Origin of the sequence: Phreatobacter sp. (assembly GCF_022843985.1) — a bacterium.
GTDB lineage: Bacteria > Pseudomonadota > Alphaproteobacteria > Rhizobiales > Phreatobacteraceae > Phreatobacter.
Window position 1 is genome coordinate 60,942 of record NZ_JALHMP010000022.1, and the last position, 19,735, is coordinate 80,676.

The 19,735-nt window shown below is 68.4% G+C and carries 18 protein-coding genes; 11 read left to right on the forward strand and 7 right to left on the reverse strand.

The genetic code is table 11. The features are described from left to right. Positions 1–22: 22 nt before the first annotated feature. Complete coding sequence (gene ctaD / locus Q0C57_RS15265) at positions 23–1,639, reverse strand: cytochrome c oxidase subunit I (RefSeq protein ID WP_296577293.1); 1,617 nt, start codon at positions 1,637–1,639, stop codon at positions 23–25. Positions 1,640–1,682: 43 nt separating this feature from the next. Beyond that, complete coding sequence (gene coxB / locus Q0C57_RS15270; RefSeq protein ID WP_296577308.1) at positions 1,683–2,516, reverse strand: cytochrome c oxidase subunit II; 834 nt, start codon at positions 2,514–2,516, stop codon at positions 1,683–1,685. A 593-nt stretch (positions 2,517–3,109) separates the two neighbouring features. Here coxB and Q0C57_RS15275 point away from each other — a divergent pair. From Q0C57_RS15275 to Q0C57_RS15310, 8 genes are all read left to right on the forward strand, one after another. Further along, complete coding sequence (locus tag Q0C57_RS15275) at positions 3,110–3,643, forward strand: invasion associated locus B family protein (protein WP_296577309.1); 534 nt, start codon at positions 3,110–3,112, stop codon at positions 3,641–3,643. 76 nt (positions 3,644–3,719) lie between these two features. After that, positions 3,720–5,135, forward strand: coding sequence for a metalloprotease TldD (gene tldD, locus Q0C57_RS15280; protein WP_296577294.1), 1,416 nt, complete (start codon positions 3,720–3,722; stop codon positions 5,133–5,135). Positions 5,136–5,287: 152 nt separating this feature from the next. After that, on the forward strand, positions 5,288–7,135 hold the full coding sequence (locus Q0C57_RS15285) for a monovalent cation:proton antiporter-2 (CPA2) family protein (protein ID WP_296577310.1): 1,848 nt from the start codon (positions 5,288–5,290) through the stop codon (positions 7,133–7,135). Continuing rightward, positions 7,132–8,574, forward strand: coding sequence for an MATE family efflux transporter (locus Q0C57_RS15290; protein WP_296577295.1), 1,443 nt, complete (start codon positions 7,132–7,134; stop codon positions 8,572–8,574). The genes Q0C57_RS15285 and Q0C57_RS15290 overlap by 4 nt, the downstream gene beginning before the upstream one ends. Positions 8,575–8,642: 68 nt before the next feature. Beyond that, positions 8,643–9,485: a DUF937 domain-containing protein gene (locus tag Q0C57_RS15295; protein WP_296577296.1), complete on the forward strand. Its 843-nt coding sequence runs from the start codon at positions 8,643–8,645 to the stop codon at positions 9,483–9,485. A gap of 82 nt (positions 9,486–9,567) precedes the next feature. Next, complete coding sequence (locus tag Q0C57_RS15300; RefSeq protein ID WP_296577297.1) at positions 9,568–10,239, forward strand: Spy/CpxP family protein refolding chaperone; 672 nt, start codon at positions 9,568–9,570, stop codon at positions 10,237–10,239. A gap of 162 nt (positions 10,240–10,401) precedes the next feature. Beyond that, entirely contained in the window at positions 10,402–11,832 is a 1,431-nt protein-coding gene (locus Q0C57_RS15305) for a sigma-54 dependent transcriptional regulator (RefSeq protein ID WP_296577298.1), read from the forward strand. A 66-nt stretch (positions 11,833–11,898) separates the two neighbouring features. Further along, positions 11,899–12,360: an META domain-containing protein gene (locus Q0C57_RS15310; protein WP_296577299.1), complete on the forward strand. Its 462-nt coding sequence runs from the start codon at positions 11,899–11,901 to the stop codon at positions 12,358–12,360. A gap of 7 nt (positions 12,361–12,367) precedes the next feature. On the opposite strand, the gene Q0C57_RS15315 is transcribed toward Q0C57_RS15310, so the two are convergent. The 5 genes from Q0C57_RS15315 to Q0C57_RS15335 form a co-directional block, all read right to left on the reverse strand. After that, complete coding sequence (locus Q0C57_RS15315; RefSeq protein ID WP_296577300.1) at positions 12,368–14,467, reverse strand: ABC transporter ATP-binding protein/permease; 2,100 nt, start codon at positions 14,465–14,467, stop codon at positions 12,368–12,370. 126 nt (positions 14,468–14,593) lie between these two features. Further along, positions 14,594–14,884 (reverse strand): hypothetical protein, encoded by a 291-nt coding sequence (locus Q0C57_RS15320; RefSeq protein ID WP_296577301.1) that lies wholly within the window; start codon positions 14,882–14,884, stop codon positions 14,594–14,596. 104 nt (positions 14,885–14,988) lie between these two features. Beyond that, complete coding sequence (locus tag Q0C57_RS15325) at positions 14,989–15,915, reverse strand: hypothetical protein (protein ID WP_296577302.1); 927 nt, start codon at positions 15,913–15,915, stop codon at positions 14,989–14,991. A gap of 150 nt (positions 15,916–16,065) precedes the next feature. Beyond that, positions 16,066–16,863: a ChbG/HpnK family deacetylase gene (locus Q0C57_RS15330; RefSeq protein WP_296577303.1), complete on the reverse strand. Its 798-nt coding sequence runs from the start codon at positions 16,861–16,863 to the stop codon at positions 16,066–16,068. Between the two features lie 15 nt (positions 16,864–16,878). Then, positions 16,879–17,928: a glycosyltransferase family 2 protein gene (locus Q0C57_RS15335; RefSeq protein WP_296577304.1), complete on the reverse strand. Its 1,050-nt coding sequence runs from the start codon at positions 17,926–17,928 to the stop codon at positions 16,879–16,881. A gap of 139 nt (positions 17,929–18,067) precedes the next feature. Between Q0C57_RS15335 and Q0C57_RS15340 the strand changes: the two genes are divergently transcribed. The 3 genes from Q0C57_RS15340 to Q0C57_RS15350 are packed head-to-tail and all read left to right on the forward strand — an operon-like array spanning position 18,068 to position 19,512. Continuing rightward, positions 18,068–18,538, forward strand: a complete 471-nt coding sequence (locus Q0C57_RS15340) for a GtrA family protein (RefSeq protein WP_296577305.1) — start codon at positions 18,068–18,070, stop codon at positions 18,536–18,538. A 17-nt stretch (positions 18,539–18,555) separates the two neighbouring features. Further along, a complete protein-coding gene (locus Q0C57_RS15345; RefSeq protein ID WP_296577306.1) occupies positions 18,556–19,029 on the forward strand; it encodes a hypothetical protein in 474 nt (157 codons plus the stop codon). A 39-nt stretch (positions 19,030–19,068) separates the two neighbouring features. Continuing rightward, on the forward strand, positions 19,069–19,512 hold the full coding sequence (locus Q0C57_RS15350; protein WP_296577307.1) for a thioesterase family protein: 444 nt from the start codon (positions 19,069–19,071) through the stop codon (positions 19,510–19,512). Positions 19,513–19,735: the final 223 nt, after the last annotated feature.

Below are 19,735 nucleotides of genomic sequence, written 5' to 3' on the forward strand. Positions count from 1 at the left end.
GGGCTTCAGTGTGGCGAGGACGTCAGCGAATCCGCGGAAGCTGCTCGAACTGGTGGAACGGCGGCGGCGAGGACAGGGTCCATTCCAGGGTGGTCGCACCCTCGCCCCACGGATTCTCGCCCGCTGCCTGCTTGCGCATGAAGGCCTGGACGACGCCGGCGAGGAAGATGACCACGCCGACGGCGGCGATATAGGAGCCGATCGACGAGACGTAGTTCCACATGGCGAAGGCATCGGGATAGTCGACATAGCGGCGCGGCATGCCCTGCAGCCCGAGGAAGTGCTGCGGGAAGAACACCAGGTTGACGCCGACAAAGGTCACCCAGAAGTGCAGTTTGCCGATGAACTCGGAGTACATGTAGCCGAACATCTTCGGGAACCAGTAATACCAGCCGGCGAAGATGGCGAAGACGGCGCCGAGCGACAGCACGTAATGGAAGTGCGCGACGACATAATAGGTGTCATGGAGGGCACGGTCGACGCCGGCATTGGCGAGGACGACGCCGGTGACGCCACCGACGGTGAAGAGGAAGATGAAGCCGACCGCCCAGAGCATCGGGGTGGTCATGCGGATCGATCCGCCCCACATGGTGGCGATCCAGGAGAAGACCTTCACCCCGGTCGGCACCGCGATGACCATGGTGGCGGCGACGAAATAGGCCTGGGTCGTGACCGAGAGGCCGGCCGTGTACATGTGGTGCGCCCAGACGATGAAGCCGACGACGCCGATGGCGACCATGGCATAGGCCATGCCGAGATAGCCGAAGACAGGCTTGCGCGAGAAGGTCGACACGATGTGGCTGATAATGCCGAAGGCCGGCAGGATCAGGATGTAGACCTCGGGGTGGCCGAAGAACCAGAACAGATGCTGGTAGAGGATGGGATCACCGCCGCCGGCCGGGTCGAAGAAGGTCGTGCCGAAATTGCGGTCCGTCAGCAGCATGGTGATGGCGCCGGCGAGAACGGGCAGCGACAGCAGCAGCAGGAAAGCCGTGACGAGGACCGACCAGGCGAAGAGCGGCATCTTGTGCAGCGTCATGCCCGGCGCACGCATGTTGAAGATGGTGGTGATGAAGTTGATCGCGCCGAGGATCGACGAGGCGCCCGCGATGTGGAGCGACAGGATCGCGAAATCCATGGCCGGACCCGGATGGCCCATCTTCGAGGAGAGCGGCGGATAGGCTGTCCAGCCACCGCCAAAGCCGTTGGAGCCCGTCGGCCCCTCGACGAAGAGGGAGATCAGCAGCAGTGCGAAGGCCGGCGGGAGCAACCAGAACGAAATGTTGTTCATGCGCGGGAAGGCCATGTCCGGCGCGCCGATCATGATCGGCACGAACCAGTTGGCGAAGCCGCCGATGAGGGCCGGCATGACCATGAAGAAGATCATGATCAGGCCGTGGCCGGTGGTGAAGACGTTGAAGGTGTGGGGATTGGTGAAGATCTGCATCCCCGGTTCCATCAGCTCGATGCGGATGCCGATGGAGAGAGCGAACCCGATGAGCCCCGCGATGATCGCGAAGATCAGGTACATCGTGCCGATGTCCTTGTGGTTCGTCGAATAGACGTAGCGACGCCAGCCGGTGGGGATGGCGTGATCGTCGTGATGGTCGTGACCGGCGGTCGCGTGAGCGTTTGCCATGATGGGTTCGATCCTCGACAGGTATCGTCTCGGGGGCGGCGCGTCAGCGCGCCGCGGGGATGTCGTTGGCGGCGACGGTCGTCGGCCGGTCGGCGGAGGCGAAGCGGCGCTTGGCATCCTCGACCCAGGCGGCGAAGGCCTGTTCGGAGACGACGCGGACCGCGATCGGCATGAAGGCGTGATCCTTGCCGCAGAGTTCGGAGCACTGGCCGAAATAGATGCCCTCGCGGGTGGCGCGGAACCACGTCTCGTTGAGGCGGCCCGGAACAGCGTCGATCTTGATGCCGAAGGACGGCACGGCGAAGGCATGCAGGACGTCGGAGGACGTGACCTGAACGCGGATCACCTTGTTGACAGGCACGACGACCTCGTTGTCGACGGCGAGCAGGCGCGGCACCTCATGGGCAGGGGTTCCGGCCTGGATGCGCTGCTGGCGCTCGGCATCCGTCTGCATGTTGGACACGAAGTTGAAGTTGCCGTGGTCGGGATAATCATAGGACCAACGCCAGCTCGCGCCTGTCGCCTTGATCGTCATGTCGGCGCGCGGGATGACCTGCTGCTGATAGAGCAGCCGGAAGGACGGAATGGCGATGATGATCAGGATCACCACCGGGATGACCGTCCAGGCCACTTCGAGGCCGACGTGATGGGTGGTCGTGGACGGCTTCGGATTGCGCCCCTCGGAATAGCGATAGATGCACCAGAGGAGCAGACCGGCGACGAAGATGCAGATGATCGTGATGATCGGCAGCAGCAGCCAGTTATGGAACCAGATGATGAAATCCATGATCGGCGATGCGGATTCCTGGAAGGCAAGGCCTCCCGGCACCGGTTGCCCGAGGCCTTGTTGCGCGACAGCCTCACCCGAGGCCGTCATCGCGGCCAAAAGCGCCAAGGCACCCGACACACGCAGCCCGAAGGCGGCTTTTCCACCCCGGACTGCCGGCGCGCCGTTCCGCATCGCCAAACCCATGTTCTTCTGCTCCGTCGCCAAGGGCCGAAAATCGCCGGACATCGACCCTGTCTCTGTTGTCGCTCGCAGTCCCGGCGGATCGGTTGACCGCACGCCGGCTTTCGGCTGCCTCTTCTGTACGACCGGGGACGCATCTCCGATCAATGCGTCTCACAAGCGGCCCAGCTGAGGGTTTGCCGGCCCCTTGAAACACAAAAACGCTATGCTCGCAATGCGACCGTTTAGAGCTTTTCAAAGCCCAGCCGACCGCATGCGAGCCGATCTGCTTATAACCGCGAGGCCCCGGCTTTGGAATTGGTCGAAAGGCGATCGTGCCCCGTGGAATCGGCATGACCCGGCGTCCACGCGCGCATAATCTTGACACCATTGCGCGGGAATGGTCCCTCGCGGTCGCATCGCCCGGCCTGCGGGCTGGCGGCGATTCGTCGGCCGGGTTTTCCGACCCGGCGACGCCCGCACACCCTCGTGCCCCGAGCTCCGGAGCCCCACGGATGACCATGCCGACACAGCCGCGACTGCCGAGGACGGGCCTGCGCCGTGGCCTCAGGGGCGTAGCCTTGGCCGCGCTGGCGCTTGTCGCCGTCGGCGGCGCGGCGCTCGCCCAGGGCGCGGTCCGCGCCACCCATGGCGACTGGCAGGTCCGCTGCGACACGCCGCCGGGCTCGCGCTCCGAACAATGCGCCCTGGTGCAGAACGTGGCGGCCGAGGACCGGCCCAACGTCGCCCTCACCGTGATCGCCCTGAAGACCGCCGACGGCAGGGCACGCCTGCTGCGTGTGCTGGCGCCACTCGGCGTGCTTCTGCCTTCGGGGCTCGGCCTGAAGATCGACAATGCCGATGTCGGCCGTGCCGGCTTCGTGCGCTGCCTGCCCTCGGGCTGCGTCGCCGAGGTGGTGATGGACGACAATCTGCTCGCCCAGCTCTCCGGCGGCCAGACCGCGACCTTCATCATCTTTCAGACCCCGGAGGAGGGGATCGGCGTGCCGGTCTCGCTCAACGGGTTCAAGCCGGGCTTCGACGCCCTGCCCTGAGGGCGACGGGCTCGCGTCGCGGCGGCAGGCACCCTAGATAGCCTGTCAGTCCCTGTTTTCTCGCGCCGGAGCCGCCATGGCCGACCTGTCCCTCTTCGCCCGCGCCGACCTCGATCCGGTCCGGGCCCGCGCCATCCTCGACGAGGCCCTGGCCGGTGCCGACGACGGCGAACTGTTCATCGAGTACAAGCAATCGGAATCGCTGCTCTTCGACAATGGCCGGCTGAAGCAGGCGGGCACCGATAACGGCCAGGGATTTGGCCTGCGCGCCGTCAAGGGCGAGGCGGTGGGCTATGCCCATTCCTCCGACGTGTCGGAAGCGGCGCTGAAGCGGGCCGCGGAAACGGTCAAGGCGGTGGCGGGCGGCTATGCCGGCACGCTGGCCGCCGGGCCCATCCGCTCCAATGTCCGGCTCTATGCCGACGACAACCCGCTGGATGCGCCCGCCTTCGCCGAGAAGGTCAGGCTGATGGAGACGATCGACGCCTATGCGCGGGCACGCGATCCGAAGGTCAGGCAGGTGACGGTGTCGCTGGCCGGCTCGTGGCAGGTGGTCGAGATCCTCCGGCCCGACGGCGAGACCTTCCGTGACGTGCGGCCGCTGGTACGCCTCAACGTTACGGTCGTCGCCGGGTCCGGCGACCGCCAGGAGGCCGGCAGCCACGGCTTCGGCGGCCGTGCCGGCTATGCGGGCTTCATCACCGAGGGGCGCTGGCAACACGCCGCCGACGAGGCGATCCGCCAGGCGCTGGTCAATCTGGAGAGCATCCCCTCCCCTGCCGGCGAGATGGACGTGGTGCTCGGCCCGGGCTGGCCCGGCGTGATGCTCCACGAGGCGGTGGGCCACGGCCTCGAGGGCGATTTCAACCGCAAGGGCCAGTCCGCCTTCGCCGGTCTCATGGGCGAGATGGTGGCGGCGAAGGGCGTCACCGTTGTCGATGACGGCACCATTGCCGACCGCCGCGGCTCGATCTCCATCGACGACGAGGGCACCGCCTCGCACCGCACCGTGCTGATCGAGGACGGGCGCCTCGTCGGCTACATGCAGGACCGGCAGAACGCCCGGCTGATGGGCGTCGCCGCCACCGGCAACGGCCGGCGCGAGAGCTATGCCCATGTTCCCATGCCGCGGATGACCAACACCTACATGCTCGGCGGAGCCCACACGAAGGACGAGATCCTCGCCAGCGTGAAGAACGGGCTCTATGCCGTCAGCTTCGGCGGCGGCCAGGTCGACATCACCTCCGGCAAATATGTCTTCGAGTGTACCGAGGCCTACCGCATCGAGAACGGACGGGTCGGCGCGCCGGTGAAGGGCGCGATGCTGATCGGCTCGGGCCCGGCCGACATGAAGCGGGTCACGATGGTGGGCGACGACATGAGCCTCGACACCGGCATCGGCACCTGCGGCAAGGCCGGTCAGTGGGTGCCGGTCGGCGTCGGCCAGCCGACGCTGAAGATGGAGCGGATCACAGTCGGCGGCACGGGCTGAGATCCGGCGCGGCACAACGGCCGTCAGCCTGTCGCCGGCGGACCCTGCGCCATGCGTGAAAACACATGGATGCGGTTCGCCGATTTGCGGCCTAGATAAGCAGTGACGGACAGACGGTATTGTCCAGTTCCCCGTCCTTTCCCCGCGAGCGCATGGCCGACGCCCATTCCCCCACCGCTTTCGTGATTCCCGCCGTCACGCTGCTGGCCGCGGCGGTGATCGCCGTGCCGCTGTTCCGCCGGGCGCGGCTGGGATCGATCCTCGGCTATCTCGCGGCAGGCCTGGCCATCGGCCCCTTCGGCCTGCGGCTGATCTCTGACCCCGCATCGATCCTGCACATCGCCGAACTCGGCGTCGTGATGTTCCTCTTCATCATCGGGCTCGAGATGCGGCCGGCGCGGCTGTGGAGCCTGCGCAAGCAGATCTTCGGACTTGGCCTGCTGCAGGTCGGCGTCTGTACCGCCCTGCTGACCGCGATGGGGCTCGCCGGCGGCTTCCCCCTCGCCGTCTCCTTCGTCGCCGCCGCCGGCTTCGTCCTCACCTCGACCGCCATCGTCATGCAGACGCTGGAGGAGCGCGGCGAGCTCAACACCCCGCCCGGGCAGAAGATGGTCTCCATCCTGCTGCTCGAGGACCTGTCCATCGTGCCGCTGCTGGCGCTGGTCGCCTTCCTCGCCCCCACCGTCATCGGCGCCCAGGACGGCAACCTGACCTCGCGGCTCATCGCGGTCGCCATCGGCGTCGGCGCCGTCGCCGCGCTGATCGTCGGCGGCCGCTTCCTCCTCAATCCGCTGTTCCGCTTCCTCGCCGCCTATGGCGCCCGCGAGGTGATGACCGCGGCAGCCCTGCTCGTCGTGCTCGGATCGGCCCTCGCCCTGCAGCTCGGCGGCCTGTCCATGGCCATGGGCGCCTTCCTCGCCGGCGTGCTGCTGTCGGAATCCACCTTCCGTCACCAGCTGGAGGCCGATGTCGAGCCGTTCCGCGGCATCCTGCTCGGACTGTTCTTCATGGCGGTCGGCATGTCGCTCGACCTGTCGGTGGTGATGGCCAGCTGGGCGCTGATCGCCGTCGCGGTCGTGGCCTATATGGTGGCCAAGGGCATCGGCATCTATGCCGTCGCGCGGCTCACGCGCTCCAGCCACGGGGAGGCGATGGAGCGCACCCTGATGATGGCGCAGGGCGGCGAGTTCGCCTTCGTCCTCTATGCGGCCGCCACCAGCACGGGGCTGATCGACGGCCGCGCCAATGCCACGCTGACCGCCATCGTCATCATCTCCATGGTGCTGACGCCGCTGGCGCTGATGGGCCTGCGCTTCCTTATCGCCGCGCCCAAGGCCCCCTCCCTTGAGGCCGTGGAGGTCGCCGACGGCCTCACCGGCGAGGTGCTGATGATCGGCTTCGGCCGCTTCGGCCAGGTGGCATCGCAGGCGCTGCTGTCGGAGCGGGCGGAGGTCACCATCATCGACAACGACGTCCAGATGATCCAGGCGGCCGGCACCTTCGGCTTCCGCATCTATTACGGCGACGGCACCCGCCTCGACGTGCTGCGCGCCGCCGGCGCGGGCACGGCCCGGCTCATCTGCGTCTGCGTCGACAAGCAGGAGGCCTCCGACAAGATCGTCGAGCTGATCAAGGCCGAGTTCCCCCTCGCCAAGCTCTTCGTGCGCGCCTTCGACCGGCAGCACACGATCAAGCTGCGAGAGGAGGGCGTCGACTACGAGATCCGCGAGGTGCTGGAGAGCGCGCTGGTCTTCGGGCGCGAGGCGCTGGTCGCGCTCGGCATCGACCGCGAAACCGCCGCCCAGACGGTGGCCGACCTGCGCAAGCGGGATGCGGCGCGACTGGAACTGCAGATGCACGAGGGCATCCAGGCCGGCCGCCACCTCATGCACCAGCAGCGCGTGACGCCCGCACCGCTGGTCGAGCCCGCCCGCAAGGCGAAGGCCCTCAACCCGGAGGCCGAGGACGTTCTCGCGGACGAGACGAGGTTCTCGGGATGACAGCCGCCGCCCCGGCCCGCATGCCCGGAAAGTTCACGCAGGGCTCGACCATGCGCCATGTGATCGTCATGACCCTCACCGGGTCGGTCGGTCTGATGGCCGTCTTCATGGTCGACCTCCTCAACCTGTTCTACATCGCCCAGCTCGGCGAGCAGGAGCTGGCCGCCGCCATCGGCTATGCGGGCACGGTCCTGTTCTTCCTGACCTCCGTCGCCATCGGCCTGTCGATCGCCGGAACGGCGCTGGTGTCGCGGGCGCTGGGTGCCGGCGACCGGGAGAAGGCGCGGCGGCTGGCCACCTCCAGCCTGATCGGCATGGCCGTCGCGATGGCCATCCTGTCGGCGATGATGCTCCCCGTATCCGGTTTCCTGCTCACCTCCCTCGGCGCGACGGGCCGGACGCTCGCCATCGCCGACCGCTTCCTCTGGATGGTGGTGCCTGCCACGGCCTTTCTCGGCCTCGGCATGATGTATGCCGCGATCCTGCGGGCCATCGGCGATGCCAAGCGCGCGATGTGGGTGACGCTGACCGGCGGGATCGTCACGGCCATCCTCGATCCGGTGTTCATCTTCGCGCTCGGCCTCGGCGTTGATGGGGCGGCGATCACCTCGATCATCTCGCGCTGCGCCATGGCCTATGTCGGCCTGCGCGGCGTGACGCTGGTGCATCGGCTCACCGCCCGGCCGGTCCTCGCGGATGTCGTCGGCGACATCCGGCCGATCGCTGCCATCGCCGTTCCGGCGGTGCTGACCAATATCGCAACGCCCGTCGGCAACGGCATCGTCACCGCGATGATCGCCCGCTATGGAGACGGCGCGGTCGCCGGCTGGGCGGTGCTCGGCCGCCTGGTACCGGTCGCCTTCGGCGCCTATTTCGCCCTGTCCGGTTCGGTCGGGCCGATCATGGGGCAGAATGTCGGCGCCCGGCAATTCGGCCGCGTCCGGCAGACCCTGGTCGACGCGCTGGTCTTCCTCAGCCTCTACGGTGTCGCCGTCTGGCTGGCGCTGCTCGCGCTGTCGCCCCATGTCGTCCGGCTCTTCGATGCCACCGGGACCTCCGCCGCGGTCATCGCCTTCTTCTGCGTCTATGCCTCGCTCGGATGGGCCTTCAACGGCGCGGTCTTCGTCGGCAATGCCGCCTTCAACAATCTCGGCTTCCCGACCTATTCGACGGCGCTGAACTGGGCGCGCGCGACAGTGGGCACCGTCCCCTTCGCCATGGCGGGGGCCTGGATCGCCGGCCCGGACATGGGCGCGCAGGGCATCATCGCCGGCCAGGCCGCCGGTGGGATCCTGTTCGGCATCCTGTCCATGGTCATCTGTTTCAGGGTCATCGACCGGCTGGCAACCCGTCCGCCCGGCGATCCGCCGCCGGCCGCCGGGCCCGCCAGCGCGCTGTCGCCGTTCACCTCGGGCAAGGGGGCCACAGCGGGGTCGTGACGCTGGCCGGGCGCCGTGGTTAGATGGCCGGCGAACAGGTCGGCCATCGACCCAAGGAGAGCCATCCGATGTTCAACCTCGCCGACATCCTCGCCCAGGCGCAGGAAAAACAGGGCTTCGACCAGTTCGCCGCGCAGTTCGGCATGGCGCCGCAGCAGGTCAAGACGGCGATGGACGCGCTGTTGCCGGCCTTTTCGCTGGGTCTCAACCGCGCGACGCAGTCGCCCGCGGACATGGCCAATCTCTTCGGCCTGTTCACGACCGGCACCAATTACGCCCAGATGTTCGAACAGCCCCTGCAGGCGGGCCAGACGATGATCGCGGCGGGCCAGCAGGCCCTGACCCGCATCTTCGGCACGCCCGAACTCACCCAGGCCATCGCCCAGCAGACCGCGCTGGCGACCGGCATGCAGCAGGAGGCGATGCGACAGGTCATGCCAATGATGGCCTCGCTCCTGATGGGCGGCCTGATGAAGGGCGCGATGAGTGGACAGAACCCGCTCGGCGACATGATGACCGCCATGATCACGCGAATGATGCCGCCGCAGGCGACGGCGGCGGCCGATCCGATGGGTGGCATGATGGGCATGTTCACCAATTTCTTCGGTCCCGCAGCCACCCCGAAGCCGGCGGCGATGCCGGCCATGCCCGGCCTTGAGCAGATGATGGAGATCGCCCGCCAGATGCAGGCGGCCAATCCGCTGCTCGCCGCCGCCATGAACCCGCAGGCGCCCCAGACCGAGACCAGCGGACCGCGCACGATCGGCCAGCAGGCGGCCGATACCTGGACCGCCACGATGGGGCGCATGTTCGAGGCTGGCCGCGAAGTCCAGGACCAGCAACTGGGCCAGCTCGAAAAGCTCTTTGCCGAATTCGGCGCGACAGGGGCACCGAAGCCCCCGGCCACATGAACGAAGTTTAACTCGGTCGATCGGCCCTGGCGGCGTAAATTCTCCTCATCGAACTGGGGTCAACCCACGAGGAGACTTTCCCATGAAGACCATGATCATTGCCGCGGGCCTCGCAGCCACCATGGCGCTCGGCGCCGTCGCCATGGCCCAGCCGGGCCCGGGTGGCCCGCGCGGCCCCCATGCGGAGGCGGGTCCCCGCGGCCCCGGTGCCGAAGGCTATCGCGGTGGCCCGGGCCGCATGATGCAGATGAACCCGGAGGACCGCGCCGCCATGACGGATGCACGGATCGCCGGCTTCAAGGCGATGCTCCGCCTCACCAGCGAGCAGGAGCGGCACTGGCCCGCGCTGGAAACCGCGATGCGCGAGGCGGCCACCCAGCGCAGCCAGCGCATGGCCGAGCGCATGGAGCGCCGGCGCGACATGCGCGAGAACCGCGACGCCGCAGCCCGCCCTGATCCGGTGCAGCGCCTGCGCACCATGGCCGACCGCATGGGCGAGAATGCCGCGACGATGCGCAAGCTCGCCGATGCGGCGGCACCGCTCTATGCCTCGCTCGATGATGGCCAGAAGCGCCGTGTCGACCGCATGATGCAGCGCGGTGGCCGGATGATGATGGGCGGCGGTGGCTGGCGCGAGGGTCGCGGCGGTCATGGCGGCGGCTATGGTGGCGGCTGGGGCGGCGGCTATGGTGGTGGTGGACATTGGGAGCGCCACCACGGCGGCCCGGGCCGCGGCGACGGCGGCCGCCTCTGACATCGCCCGATCTGCCGATCTGTGACGGGCCCGCTGACGCGGGCCCGTTCCGTTTCGGGACGCTGTTCGACCGATTTGGCAAGGGAGTGGAAACGCGGCGTTTACCCTGATCATGGAGAGTGGCCGCATTGCAGTTCGGTCCGCGTGAGGGGTCGCCCGGCCATGATGCCTTTCCAGGGCCCAGAAGAGCCCGCGCCCCGGCTTGTCCGGCGTCTCATCCTGATCATCGATGCCGATCCGGCCTTCCGGCGCCTGGCCGGTCAGGCGCTGGCGGGCGAGATCGATTGCCGCGTGGCGGAGACCGTCGACCACGGGCTTGAGATCCTCGACCAGCGCGATCCCGACCTCGTGATCATGTCGACGGACGGCGCCGCGGCCCCCCATGCCGGCGATATCGAGGCCCTCCGCTTCGCCGGCTATGAAGGCCCGATCCTGGCCACCAGCGCCCGAGTCTCTCTTGGCTTCGCCGTCGAGGCGATGCGCGCTGGAGCCAGCGACGTCGCCGGCAAGCCGCTGTCGGGGCCGGACCTTGTCCGGCGCGTCGGCAAGCTGATCGCCGCCGAGCGCGCGCCGGTGCGGCCGCTCCGGCCCGGCGGGCGCGAGGCCACCGACTTCGAGGGCTTCATCGGCGCCTCCCCGGCCATGACCGAGGTCTACGAGCAGATCCGCCGCATCGGCCCCTCCAGGGCGCCGGTCTTCGTCACCGGCGAGAGCGGCACGGGCAAGGAGGTCACCGCCCAGGCGATCCACACCCATTCCGGTCGACCGGCCACGCGCTTCGTGGCGCTGAACTGCGGCGCCATCCCCAAGGACCTGATGGAAAGCGAGATTTTCGGCCATGTGAAGGGGGCCTTCACCGGGGCGACGGAAGACCGCGCCGGCGCCGCCGAACTCGCCGATGGCGGGACGCTGTTCCTCGACGAGATCTGCGAGATGGACCTCGCCCTCCAGACCAAGCTGCTGCGCTTCATCCAGACCGGGGAGATGCGGCGCGTCGGCGACACCCGCACCCGCGCGGTCGACGTGCGCTTCGTCTGCGCCACCAACCGCGACCCGCTGGCCGATGTCACCGCGGGACGGTTCCGTGAGGACCTCTATTACCGCCTCTGTGTGCTGCCGATCCATCTGCCGCCGCTCCGCCGGCGCGGCGACGACGTGCTGACCCTGGCAGAGGCCTTCCTCGCGCGCTTCTCGGCCGAAGAGGGCCGGCATTTCCGCGGCTTTGACACGGCGGCGGCGCAGATCGTCGCCGGCTATGCCTGGCCGGGCAATGTCCGGCAGTTGCAGAACGTCATCCGTCGCCTCGTCGTCATGCATGACGGCGCGCATGTGACCGCGCCGATGCTGCCGCTGGCGCTCGCCCATGGTTCCCAGCCCGCGGCGACGGTCGGCAGACCGGCGCTGGCGCCGGTGGCCGATCTGAGGCCGTCGGTTGAGCCGTTCTGGGTGCAGGAGAAGCGGATCATCGAGACGGCGCTCGCCGCCTTCGACGGCAACCTGTCGCGGGCCGCCGCCGCCCTCGAGATCAGCCCGTCCACCATCTACCGCAAGCGGGAGAGCTGGGCGCGCGAGGGGCTGCAGCAGGCGGGCTGAGACACGGGCGGGGTTGAACCGCCGGCCCCACCTGCCTAAACCGGGTCCATGACCTCAACACGTCCCATGACCGTCGCGGCCCTGGCGGCGGCGGCCCTCATCACCGCCTCGGCGACGGCGGAAGCCCAGCGCCGGCAGGAGCCGCAGCGCCAGCGTCCGCCGACGCGCGCCGATGTCTTGCTCTATCACAGCTTCCCCGCCGGGGTGCGGCTCGCGGTGGTGTCGATCAACGGCCGGCGCCCGGTGGCGACGGACCGGCCGGCCTTCACCTTCACGCCGGGCCTGAGGATGACCGGCTTCGGCGGCTGCAACCCGGTCAGCGCCGATTATCGCCGCAATGCCGGCCCGAGCGATATCCGCTTCGGGCCGCTGAACTTCATCGAGCGGAAATGCGGCGGCGAGATCGACCGGCAGGAGCGCGCCATCTTCTGGGCGATCCAGGGCGCGACGCGCTGGCGCCCGCACGGCGCGCGCGGGATGACCTTTACCGGCCTGCGTGGCACGGTGACCTTCGAACCGGCCTTCTGACCGCGTCTCAGGCCTTGGCCAGGGCCATCAGCGGCGCGTCGCCGGCGATGTGAAGCCCGGTCTCGTCCTTGACAAGGTGGATGCGGCGGTCGTGGAAATTCACCAGCGTCGAGCGGTGGCCGATCGAGACGATCGTGGAATTCGGCAGCCGATCGCAGAGCGCCTTGTAGAGGGCGGCCTCGCCGGTCTCGTCGATGGCAGCCGTCGCCTCGTCGAGGAACAGCCAGTCGGGTTTGCACAGCAGTGCGCGGGCGAGGGCCAGACGCTGCTGCTCGCCGCCAGACAGGATCTGGTGCCAGGCGGCCTCCTCGTCGAGGCGGTTCGCCAGCGCCCCAAGGTTCATCGCCTCCAGCGCCTCGACGATCGCGGCATCGGAATAGGCGCCGCGCTCGGCCGGATAGGTGACCGCATCGCGCAGCGTCGCCACCGGGAAATAGGGCCGCTGCGGCAGCAGCATGATGTCGGCAGCAGCGGGCGAGACGACGGTCCCTGACCCATGCGGCCAGATGCCGGCAATGGCGCGGAAAAGCGTCGACTTGCCCGAGCCCGACGGGCCGGTGACCAGCACGCGTTCACCGGCATTGACGGTGAGGTCGGGGGCGGAGACGAGCTGCTGACCATCAGGCAGGGTGACGGCGAGGTTGGCAAGCTGCAGACGGTCCCCGTCGCGGACGGTGTCGATGGCGGTCGCCGGCTTCGCCCGGGCGCCGTCGGCCGACTTCTCGAAGCCGGTGAGGCGATCGATCACCGACTTGTAGTCCGCCAGGGAGGCATAAAGGTTGGTGAAGATGAGAAGGGCCGATTCCACCCGGCCGAAAGCGCCGGCTGTCTGGGTCAGGGCGCCGAGTTGCACCGCGCCGGAGAAATAGGCGGGCGCGAGCAGGATGAAGGGAAAGATCACCGAGGCCTGGTTGACGAAGCTGGTGAACCAGGTGAGCCGCTTGGTGTATTTCATGTAGTCGAACCAGTTCGACACGACATTGGTGAAGCGGCGGGTGAGGCCCTGGGCCTCGGCATTCTCGCCCTTGAGGAGGGCGATCTGCTCGTCGTTCTCGCGCACGCGCACGAGCGCATAGCGGAAGTCCGCCTCGTAGCGCTGACGCAGGAAATTGATGCCGATCAGCTTGCGACCGATGAGATGGGCGCAGACCGTCCCGAAGATGGCGACGAAGAGGGCGGCATAGACGAGGTAGCCTGGGATTGATTCGAGGTCGAAGCCCAATACGTTGTATTTGAAGCTCGCCGACAGGCCCCAGAGGATGAGTACAAAGGCATAGAGCGACAGGATCGCCGAGAAGAAGCGGATCATCAGGCCGAGCGTGTTGTCGGTGAACAGCCTGACGTCCTCGGCGATGCGCTGGTCGGGGTTGTCGGCCTGGCTGCCCTGCAGGCGCATGCGGTAATGGCCGCCATCGTCGAGCCAGTGGCCCGTCAGCTTGGCAGTCATCCAGCGGCGCCAGCGCATCTGCGTGAACTGGGTGAGATAGAGCTCGTAAACGGCGAGGATCACCCAAAGGAAGGCGACGATGGTGAAATATTGCAGTTCGACCCAGAAGGTCGCCTCGGCGCGCTGCTGGAGTGCGGTGTAGAAGCGGTTGTTCCACTGGTTGAGCAGCACCGTCGCCAGCACCTGGGCGATGTTGATGACGAGCAGGATGTAGAGCAGGCCATGCGCGACATAGCGCTCCTGCAGGCGGAAGGCGATGCCGAAGGGCAGTTGCACGACGCCCTGGTCGCGGGTCTCGAAGAAGGGATCGGCGAGATTGGTGATCTGGCGGATCGTGCCGACGAAGCTCAGGCCATAGACGCCAAGGGCGAAGATGACCGACAGGAGGATGCTCGCCCGGGTCGGCAGATAGGGGCCGAGCGCCTCGGAGATCAGGCCCGTTTCGTTGGCGAGCAGGATGGCCAGCGAGAGGAGGTGCCAGACAACGAGGAAGGCGATGATCGCCCGGATGAGCGTCGATGTCGGCCGCGACAGCCAGGCGACGGCGGCGGCCACCAGGGTCAGGATGAACACATAGGGCGGCAGATCGACCCATCCGACGATCCTCGCCACGGCCAGCGCGAGGCCGGCCGATCCTGCTGCTAGGGCGATGGGAAGCATGAGGGAACCCCGGAACGTGTCGGAAAGGGATGGGCGGTGCGGACGGTCGGCGGCCCTGGGCGTGGGACGATATCCCCGGCGCGCATCCTCATGAATCACACGCCCCGCGGCATGGGAAGGGCCATGTCAGGACAGCGCATCGGAGGGCGCACCGGCGAGGGCCTGGCGCAACGCCTCCTCGGTGACGAGGCGCATGGCCTTCAGCACCTTCACCGCTTCGGTGCGGCGTCCGGCGCGCATGATGAGGATGACGGTTTCGGCGTCGCCGCATTCGGGATGCGAACAGGCGATCTCGCTGACGGTGACGCCATCGTCCTCGGTGAGGGCGAGGATCGTGCGGACGAGGGTCGTCAGGCGGCGCGACGCGTCCGCCGTTTCCGGATCCTGGGCCCTGCGGTTGAAGAAGAAACGTGCCATGGCCATGCCTTGTCAGCACGAGTTATGGCCGATCCATGGCGAAGACGGAAGCACCCGGCAGCCGCGCTCACGCGGCTGTGCACGGCGACCGGGGCGACCGCCGGTCAGAAGGCGCCGCCGAGCTTCACCCGCACCTGGTGGCGCTCGAAATTGACGAGGTCGAGGCCGCCGGTCGCGGCGCCCGCCGCCCGGCCCCAGACCTGGGCGTTCCAGGCGAGCGAAATGGACGTGTCCTTCAGCGGGCCGACATCGCCGATCTTGTGGAAGAGGGTCGGACCGACGAGCACGGCATGGCCAGCCCACTGGTTGAGGAAGGCGCCCCCATAGGCGGCGACATAGCGCAGGTTGCCGCCGACGAAGGTGCTGCTGCCCTCGCCGAGGCGCCAGGCCAGGGCGCCGCCGAGTTCGAGGCCGGAATCGTTGGCATAGCCGGGGGCGCCGCGCGGGCGCTCGGTGCCCGGACCGATATTGAGGTTGACCGAGCCGTAGAGCCGGTCGCCGATCAGGGCGGCATCGGCGGCGACCTTGAAGGTGGCGGCGAAGCGCTCGGCGGCGATGCCGAGCCCTTCGGAATAGCGGCCCCAGCGCAGTTCGAGACCGACGGTGAGGCCGGGATCGAAGGGTGCCGCGCCGCGCTCACGCAACTGGTAACGCACCTGGCCGGCGAGACCGTCGAAGGTCGAGCGATTCTGGTTGGGATAGCCGGGCACAATGTTGTTGCGGATGTCGTGATAGGCGGCCCACACCGCCAGCGACACCTGCAGGCGCTCGACCGGCGTCCAGCCGGCCTCGAGCTTGGTGTTGATGCCGGTGTAGCGGCCGTCGAACTTGCCGAAGCGGGCGGTGGTCTCGACCGTCAGCCCCCGGTCTCCGGCGCTGCCGACGCCGGTGCCGTCGACAAAGCCAAAGGCATCGTCGGGACTTGCGGCCTCTGTTGCCGGCGCGGCGGCCTGCGGGCGCCCGACATCGGCCGCCATGGCCGGCATGGCGGAGAGCGATGCGGCGACAGCCGCTACGGCGATGCGATTCATGTCCTGCCCCCTGTGATCCCACTCCGGGCCCGGTTCCGCCGTCCGACCGGCAAGGTCGGCAGCATGACAAGCCCTCAGTGGCGATTCGTAACAGCACTTTGGCCTTTTTGCAAATCGTTCGCAACAAGATTCGCCGGGACGTGGACAGATTCAGGCGAGCGTGAAGCCGGCCGTCGCCAGATCGGCCGGGAAGGTGTCGCCGGCGAGATAGGCAAATTCGTGGGCGCGCGGCGCGAGGACCGGATCGACGCGCCGGAGTGCCGCGTCGACATGACCGGGATGGACCATGACGAGGCCGGCATCGGGCAACCGCGCCAGGAAGGCCGGGAAGATGGCGGCGAATTCGGCGGCGCGGCGGAAATCATAAGCGCCGGAAAAGGCCGGATTCGTCGCAATGCCGTGACGAACGAGAAGGCGGCGCAGCCCCCGCGACAGGCCGGCAATGACCTGCCCCTTGAGGCCCGTCCCGGCGCCGCCCGGCCCGCTGCACTGGCGGATCCAGGCGCCCGGCGCATGGCGCTCCGCCGCCGCCACGACGAGGTCGCGGATGCCCGGCAGGAGATGGGCGTGCTGATGGCCATCGACAAAGGCGGGCGGCGCGCCGAAGGCGGCGATGAAGGCCTGCATCTGCGCCGCGATTTCGGCGGCGACGGCGGCGCGGTCCAGCCGGCGCAGATGCGACCGCATGAGGAGCGAACCGATGCCCTCCGCCATCGCCAGGCGCGGCGCCGTGAGAGGCGGCAGCCCTCCGGTGAGCGTCACATGCAGGCCGATCTGGAACCCGGGCGGCGCGACCGCCATCAGCCTCCGAGCCTCGGCGGCGAGGTCCGGTCCCGGCGTCATGACCGAGGTGGCGTTGAGCCGCCCGGCGGCCGCCAGCTCGCGGATGGCCCGGGAGACCCCCGGCGCCAGCGCATAGTCGTCGGCACAGAGGATCAGGCGCTTCATCGGGCGGGTCCGCGCTCAGTCGCCCTGGGCGAGCGGGCCAGGAGCGTCGGTGGTCGCGGCCTGGTCGGCGGCGCGTTTCAGGCTCTGCTCGGCGACGAGATAGACCGGCCGTCCCTTCAGCTCGGAGAGGATCTTGCCGATATATTCGCCGAGGACGCCGATCATCAGCAGCTGGACGCCGCCGATGAAGGTGACGGCGGCGAAGACCGAGGGATAGCCCGGCACGCCGCGGCCGTTGATGATGGTCTCGCCGACGATGAACAGGCCGTAGCAGAAGGCGAGCGCGGCCAGCAGCGCGCCGAGCAGGCTGGCGAGGCGCAGCGGGACGATGGAGAAGGCGGTCAGGCCCTCGATGGAAAAGGCGAGGAGACCCCAGAAGCTCCACTTGGCCTCGCCCTGTTCGCGGGCGTCCGGCTCGTAGGGGATGCCGATCTGGCGGAAGCCGACCCAGCTCGACAGGCCCTTGAAGAAGCGGCCGCGCTCGGGCAGGCGGCGCAGGGCCGCCGCGGCCCGTGGCGACAGCAGGCGGAAATCGCCGGCATCGGCCGGAATCTTGTGGCGGACGCCGGCATTGACCAGGCCGTAGAAGGCATTGACGAAGAGGGTGCGCAGGCGTGGCTCGTCGCGGCGATGGGCCTTGTAGGTGAAGACGACGTCATAGCCCTCGTCGAGCCAGCGCGACACAAGCGTCTCGGCCACCGCGGTCGGATGCTGGCCGTCGGCATCCATGAAGATCACGGCACCGTAGCGGGCATTGTCGAGACCGGCGAGCAGGGCCGCCTCCTTGCCGAAATTGCGCGAGAAACCGATGACCTGCACATCGGCACCATCGGGCCTCAGGCTCTCGGCCACCGCCAGCGTGCCGTCGCGCGAGCCGTCGTCGACATAGAGGATCTCGACCGCAAGCCCACGCTGTTCCTTCAGCTTGCGGGCGAAGGCCGTCAGCTTGGCGTGGGTGTGCGGGAGAGCCTCGGCTTCGTTATAGGCCGGCACCACGATGGTGAGGCCGAAGGGCGGCGTCTCGCTGCCGGGAAAGGCGATGACGCGCCTGTCGCTGATGATCATGTGCCGACGGCCCGGGGACCGCTCCTGAAACTGGGATCATGATAGCCGAGTTCACGCCGCCGTGAAGGGTGATTGCAGATCATGGTCACCGCGTGCCGGCTGTTTCATGGTGCAAAAGCGTGTAGACGACGGCGCTGTGATGAATGACGGACAACAGAACCGGCCCGCCGGCCGCACCGCCGCCCTGATGCGCGAAGGCCGCAAGGTGCTGTCCTTCGGCGTCATCGGGGTCGGCAACGGCTTCGTCAACTATGCGGTCACCGTCGGCGTGACCGTGCTGGCGCTCACCCCCCTCGGCCTTGCCGCGAGCGACCCGGCCCTCGGCCTCGCCAAGGCGCTGGGCTGGGCGGTCGCGGTGTCGAATTCCTACCTGTTCAACACGCTCTTCACCTTCTCCGCCGAGAGCGGCCGGCGCCTGACCTGGCCGACCTATCTGCGCTTCGTCGCCTCCGGCACGGTGGGGCTTGCCATCGAGGTCACGAGCTTCCTCTTCGCGGTGCGCTATCTCCCCCTGTCGCTCGCCGCGATCGTGCCCATCGGCCTCGCCTTCGTCGCCAATTTCGCGATGGCGCGGATCTTCGTCTTCTCCCGGCCGAAACGCCCTCACTAGAGGCAGGGAGCCGCGCCATGGCGATGGACACGCCGGTCCGTACATTCCAGCCCTTCGCCTCGGACGGACCGATCCTCGCCATCGTCGCGGCGTTCCAGGCGCGCACCCTGCCCTTTGCCGACTGGACGCACCAGGCGCATCTGGCGACCGGCCTCTGGCATGTCGCCACCCATGGCGAGACGGCGGCGTGCGAGATGCTCCGCGAGGGGATCAAGGCCTATAATCTCGCCGGCGGCAGGGTCAACGACGCCATGCGCGGCTACCACGAGACGGTGACGCTGTATTTCGTCTGGTCCGCCGCCCGCTTCCTCGAGGCCGGCGCGCCGGCCGATCTCGCCGGCCGGGTCAACGCCTATGTGGCGGGCCCCTTCGGCGCCAAGGACGGCGTCTTCACCTTCTGGACGCGGGAGCGCCTGCTGTCGCCGCAAGCGCGGCTCGCCTGGGTCGAGCCCGACATCCGCCCCCTCGATCCCGCGGCGCTCCTCGCCTAGCCTGCCGATGCCACGCCGCCCACGTGAAGGCCCCTGCCGATGAATGTCATCCCGCCCCGCCCGACTCCCCGCCCGCGCAGCGACTTCACCTGGTTCTCGCCGATCCAGACGCGATGGTCGGACAACGACCAGTACGGCCACGTCAACAACGTCGTCTACTATTCCTATTTCGACACGGTGGTGAACGCCTTCCTCATCGCCGAGGCCGGCCTGGTGCCAGTGACCGGCCCATGGATGGGGCTGGTCGTCGACACGCGCTGCTCCTATTTCGCCCCGGCCAGCTACCCGGCGCCGCTGGAGGCCGGCCTTTCCTTCGCCGAGGCCGGCCGGTCGAGCCAGCGCTACGAGATCGGCATCTTCGCGCAAGGCGGCGAGACGACCCTCGCCCATGGCCATTTCGTCCATGTCTATGTCGACGCCACCAGCCGGCGGCCGATCGCGTTGCCGGACAGCCTCACGGCGGCGATCGCGCGCGCCCGTTAATCCCGCGTTGCGACACCTTGCCTTATTTCCGCTATGGACCCTGGCCATCGTGTTGACGACGAACGGATTCATGACCCACCGCATCGCCCCCCGGCTGATCCTCGCCGCACTTGTCGGCGCCACCGCTCCGCTCCTGCCGGTCCAGGCCCGGGCGCAGTCCGTGCCGAGCGCCATCGAGGCGCCGGTCGCCCCCGTGGCGGCGCCGGCCGAGCCCGCAGCCGCC